General features: G+C 50.0%; 4 protein-coding genes. 2 read left to right on the top strand and 2 right to left on the bottom strand.

Features of this window, described 5'->3' with window-relative positions; translation table 11 throughout:
• The first annotated feature begins 80 nt into the window (after nt 1-80).
• Nucleotides 81-770 carry an ATP-binding cassette domain-containing protein gene (locus Q0546_RS10760; protein WP_298792926.1) on the top strand — a complete coding sequence of 230 codons (690 nt, stop codon included), beginning with the start codon at nt 81-83 and terminating at the stop codon, nt 768-770.
• Entirely contained in the window at nt 763-1,869 is a 1,107-nt protein-coding gene (locus tag Q0546_RS10755) for an NnrS family protein (RefSeq protein WP_298792925.1), read from the top strand. The genes Q0546_RS10760 and Q0546_RS10755 overlap by 8 nt, the downstream gene beginning before the upstream one ends.
• 1 nt (nt 1,870) lies before the next feature.
• Here the strand turns inward: Q0546_RS10755 and Q0546_RS10750 are convergent, their stop codons facing one another.
• Both Q0546_RS10750 and Q0546_RS10745 read right to left on the bottom strand, forming a co-directional pair.
• The gene (locus Q0546_RS10750) at nt 1,871-2,995 is read right to left on the bottom strand and encodes an ABC transporter permease (RefSeq protein WP_298792924.1); all 1,125 of its coding nucleotides are present in this window, start codon (nt 2,993-2,995) and stop codon (nt 1,871-1,873) included.
• 8 nt (nt 2,996-3,003) lie between these two features.
• The coding region (locus Q0546_RS10745; protein WP_298792923.1) for an ABC transporter ATP-binding protein at nt 3,004-4,068 on the bottom strand (1,065 nt) is incomplete at its 5' end.

The following is a 4,068-nucleotide window of genomic DNA, read 5'->3' as shown; positions in this document are numbered from 1 at the left end:
TCGCTATCATTATGCTTTTTGAGTATCTGGTTATTGAGCCGCTAAAGATCACGCTAATGCCGTGGAAAAGGTAGTTTGCTATGCTGGAACTTCAAAATTTAGAATACGAAATTTTACGCGACAAGGTCGTACGCGATTTTAGTTTAAAGGTCGGCGCGGGCGAAGTAGTGACGCTCTTTGGCGCAAGCGGCTGCGGTAAAACCACGATCCTGCGCCTGATCTCGGGCCTCATAGATCCTCGCAAGGGGAAAATAATCAATAAATTTAACAAAACGACCTATCTCTTTCAGGAAAATCGCCTGCTCGAGTGGAAAAATGCGCTCGAAAACGTACTGCTCGTGATGGACGAACCCGATGAAAAGGCCGTGCTAGAGCTCTTTGCTAGACTTGGGCTAACGGAAAAAGACGCGCTAAAATACCCTGACGAGCTAAGCGGCGGCATGCGCCAAAGAGTGGCTTTCGTGCGGGCGATCGTGACAAGGCCTGATTTGCTGCTGATGGACGAGCCGTTTTCGGGGCTTGATTATGATATGAAAGAAATCCTGATAGACATCGTCACGCGCCGAGTCGAGGAGGGTATGAGCGTGGTGCTGGTAACTCACGATAGGATGGAGGCGGCTAGGATGTCGAGTAAAATTTGCTTTTTAGCCAGCAAGGGCGCGGTGATCGAGCGCGAGCTGGAGCTTGACCTTGCCTTTTCGCAGCGAGATTTTGCCTACGCTAGCGGCGTGATAGACGAAAATTTTAAAGGAAAAATCTATTATGATTAACGACTTTTTTACTCATCCGATGAGAATTTTTTTCCTTACGAGCGCGGTTTGTGTAGTGCTGGGCGGGGCGATATTTTTTACGCCCGTGGATTTTATTAGCTGGCACAAATTTATCTTTTTGCACCTTGTTGCAGCCCTTGCGTATGCAGGATTTTTGCTAACGGGACTAACTGATTGGACGAACTTTGGCGGAGGGCTTAAAAAGCACGCCTACGTTATGTTTTCGTTTTTTGCGGCGAGTTTTGTTAGCGCATTTTTTAGCCTGTTTGCGGCGCACTTTTTTATGGCGCTTTTTTGGGCGTATCTGGCAGGGCTTTGCGTTTATATGATCTGGCTCGACCGTAACGACGATCAGCTTGGCGTTTTAGCATTTTTACTCGGCATTTTGGGCTTTGAGATTTACTATCTGCTTAGCGGCGAGGAGAGATTTTTAAATTTACAAATTCATCTGCACGTTATCGCGATTTTGCTCGTATCTTTTCGCGTTAGCGTGGTGCTTGGCAAGGAGGCGCTAAACCGTGAGCCTGGCATGCAAGACGCGGCCTTCGTGCCAAATTTCGTTTATAAAAACATCGCTATCGTTAACGTTTGCGCGTTTTTGTTAGTTAGCTTGTTTTTTGAGGGCAGCAAGGCGGTAAATTTTGCCGCGATAGCCTGCGGTAGCGCGATTTTAGCCAAGCTAAAAGAGTGGCACTACAAGGAGCTTTTGCGTCATAGCTTCGTGATTTATTACTACTTGATGCAGCTTTTGCTAGCCGCGGGCTATATCATTTACGGCGCGAGCGGGATTTTGGGGCTTGGGCTGGAGACAAATATGCTGCATGTCATCGCGCTAAACGGCATTATCTTTAGCATTATGCTTATCTTTAACATCGCAGGCCTGCGCCACAGCGGGCAGGAGCTTGAGTTTTTACGCCTGAGCAAGATCGCCTTTGTGCTCGTTATCATTGCCGGCATTTGCAGGGGCTTTTTGGCTTACGTTTGGAGTGGGTTTTATATACATCTGCCAGCAACTCTTATCGCCGTAGCCTTCGCGCTTTGGTTTATCGATTTTTATAAAATTTTCAGGGATAACGAGTTTAGCGACGATCCGGAGTAGGCTAATCTAGCGTCCTTTTATACCTAGCGAGCGATATGGCCGTACTAACGCATAAAAATGCAAAAATCGCGGCTAGATCGTAGTAAAAATCGCTAAGCTGGGCGCTTTTTAGCCATACGCCTCTAATGATACGCAAAAAATGCGTCAGCGGAAAGCACTCGCCGATAAACCTCGCCCACGCGGGCATCCCGTAAAAAGGAAACATAAATCCTGACAGCAACATCGAAGGCAAAAAGAAAAAATAAGTCATCTGCATCGCCTGCAGCTGGCTGCGAGCTAGCGTGCTAAATGTAAATCCCACGCCCAAATTTGCAAGCATCAGCAGAGTGCAAGCCGTAAAAAGCGCGGCCCAGTCGCCGATAGGGGGCAGACCAAACAGTAGCCTCGCTATAAGCAAAAGTGCGCCTACTTGCAGGTAGACTATGAGTAGGTAGGGTAAAATTTTGCCTATCATCACCTCAGCCGGGCGCAGCGGAGCGGCTAGGAGATTTTCCATCGTGCCGCGCTCAAACTCCCTCGTTACCGAGATGCTCGTTAGCAGGATCGTCGTTAGCGTGAGCAAGATACCCATGAGCCCCGGGATGATCTGATAGCGCGTGAGTAGCTCCGGGTTGTAGCGGGAGTGCGCGCGCAGCTCAAATTCCGCTCTAGGCTGCGCGTAGCCGGGTTTATTTCTAGCCAGAGCTTGCTCAAATGCTATTTGCAGCGCGGCCGCGGCGCCCGAGTTTGCCGAGGGATCGGTGGCGTCGGTTGCGATTAAAATTTTAGGCGTTTGGCCTCGCATGAGGTCGCGTTCTAAATTTGGCGGAAAATAGATAATAAACTGCGCCTCGCCGCTTTGCATCATGGCTTCGGCTCTAGCTGCGTCCGCTCCGACGTGTTTGACGTCGAAAAACTCCGTATTTTTCATCGCGCTAACTAGCGAGCGGGTAAGCTTGCCACCGCCCTCTGCGATTACTACGGCTGAGGGCAGGTGGCGCGGGTTGTTGTTTATCGCATAACCAAAAAGCAGTATCAGCATCAGCGGCATCGCGATGATCATCGCTAGCGTCGCGCGGTCTCTTAAAATTTGACGAAATTCCTTTACGATCATCGCTGCGGTGCGTGAAAACGAGATAAATTTCATCGCCGCTCCTAAAATCGCTCGTCTTTATGAAGCTCTAGCAGGTGGATAAAAACATCCTCTAGGCTCGCTTTGATCAGTATTAGACTTAGCTCGCCTCGCGGTATCGCAAGGCCTCTAACCGCATCTTGTAGCGCGGCCTCATTTTTTGCGGTTACGTGATAGCCGTTACCGAAGGCAGAAATGCTAAGCGCGGCGTTTGAGGCTAGCAGCGACGCCGCTTCGCCAGCTCTATCTCCGCTTAGCTGCCAGACGTTTAGATCGTAGCTAGCGATGATGTCTGCTTGCGTACCGTGGGCTAGAATCTTGCCGTAGGCGATGTAGATGAGCTCGTGGCAGCGCTCGGCCTCGTCCATGTAGTGCGTGGAGACTAGCACGGTGATGCCGTCCTGGGCTAGCTCGTGGATGATATCCCAAAACTCGCGCCTAGCCTTTGGATCTACGCCCGCCGTCGGCTCGTCGAGCAAAAGCAGCTCCGGGCCGTGCACGAGGCACATCGCAAGCGCCAGTCGCTGCTTCCAGCCGCCAGATAAACTGCCCGCTAGATGGTTTTGACGCGGGGCGAGGTCTAGGCGGTCTAGGATTTGACTTACGGCGGCTTTTAGGTTTTTGACCGCAAAAAGCCTAGCGATAAATTCCAAATTTTCCCTCACGCTTAGATCGTCGTACCAGCCGAATTTTTGCGTCATATAGCCTGTTTTTAGCCGTACGGCTTCGCTTTGGCTGCGGAAATCATATCCCAGACAGCTGCCGCTACCTCCGTCTGGCTTTAAAAGGCCGCAAAGCATGCGTATGGTAGTCGTCTTGCCGCTACCGTTTGGTCCTAAAAATCCGCACACGCTGCCCTTTTTGACCCTGATATCTACGCCGTCCGTGATGATCTTTTTGCCGAATTTTTTGGTGAGACCTCTAACGTCGAGGGCGTAGTCGCCGCTCTGCGATTTGGGGCTTAAATTTGGAGTCAAATTTGAGCTTTGGTTTGCGGTTAAATTTGCTGCGTTTGTAAAATTTGACGGCAAATTTGAGCTGCTAAATTTTACGCGCGAATTTTCATGAAGGCTAAATTTGGCTTTGAC

This window comes from uncultured Campylobacter sp. (assembly GCF_937997465.1).
GTDB lineage: Bacteria > Campylobacterota > Campylobacteria > Campylobacterales > Campylobacteraceae > Campylobacter_A.
The sequence above is the reverse complement of the archived record's forward strand: the minus strand, read 5'-3'. Positions and strand labels throughout refer to the sequence as shown.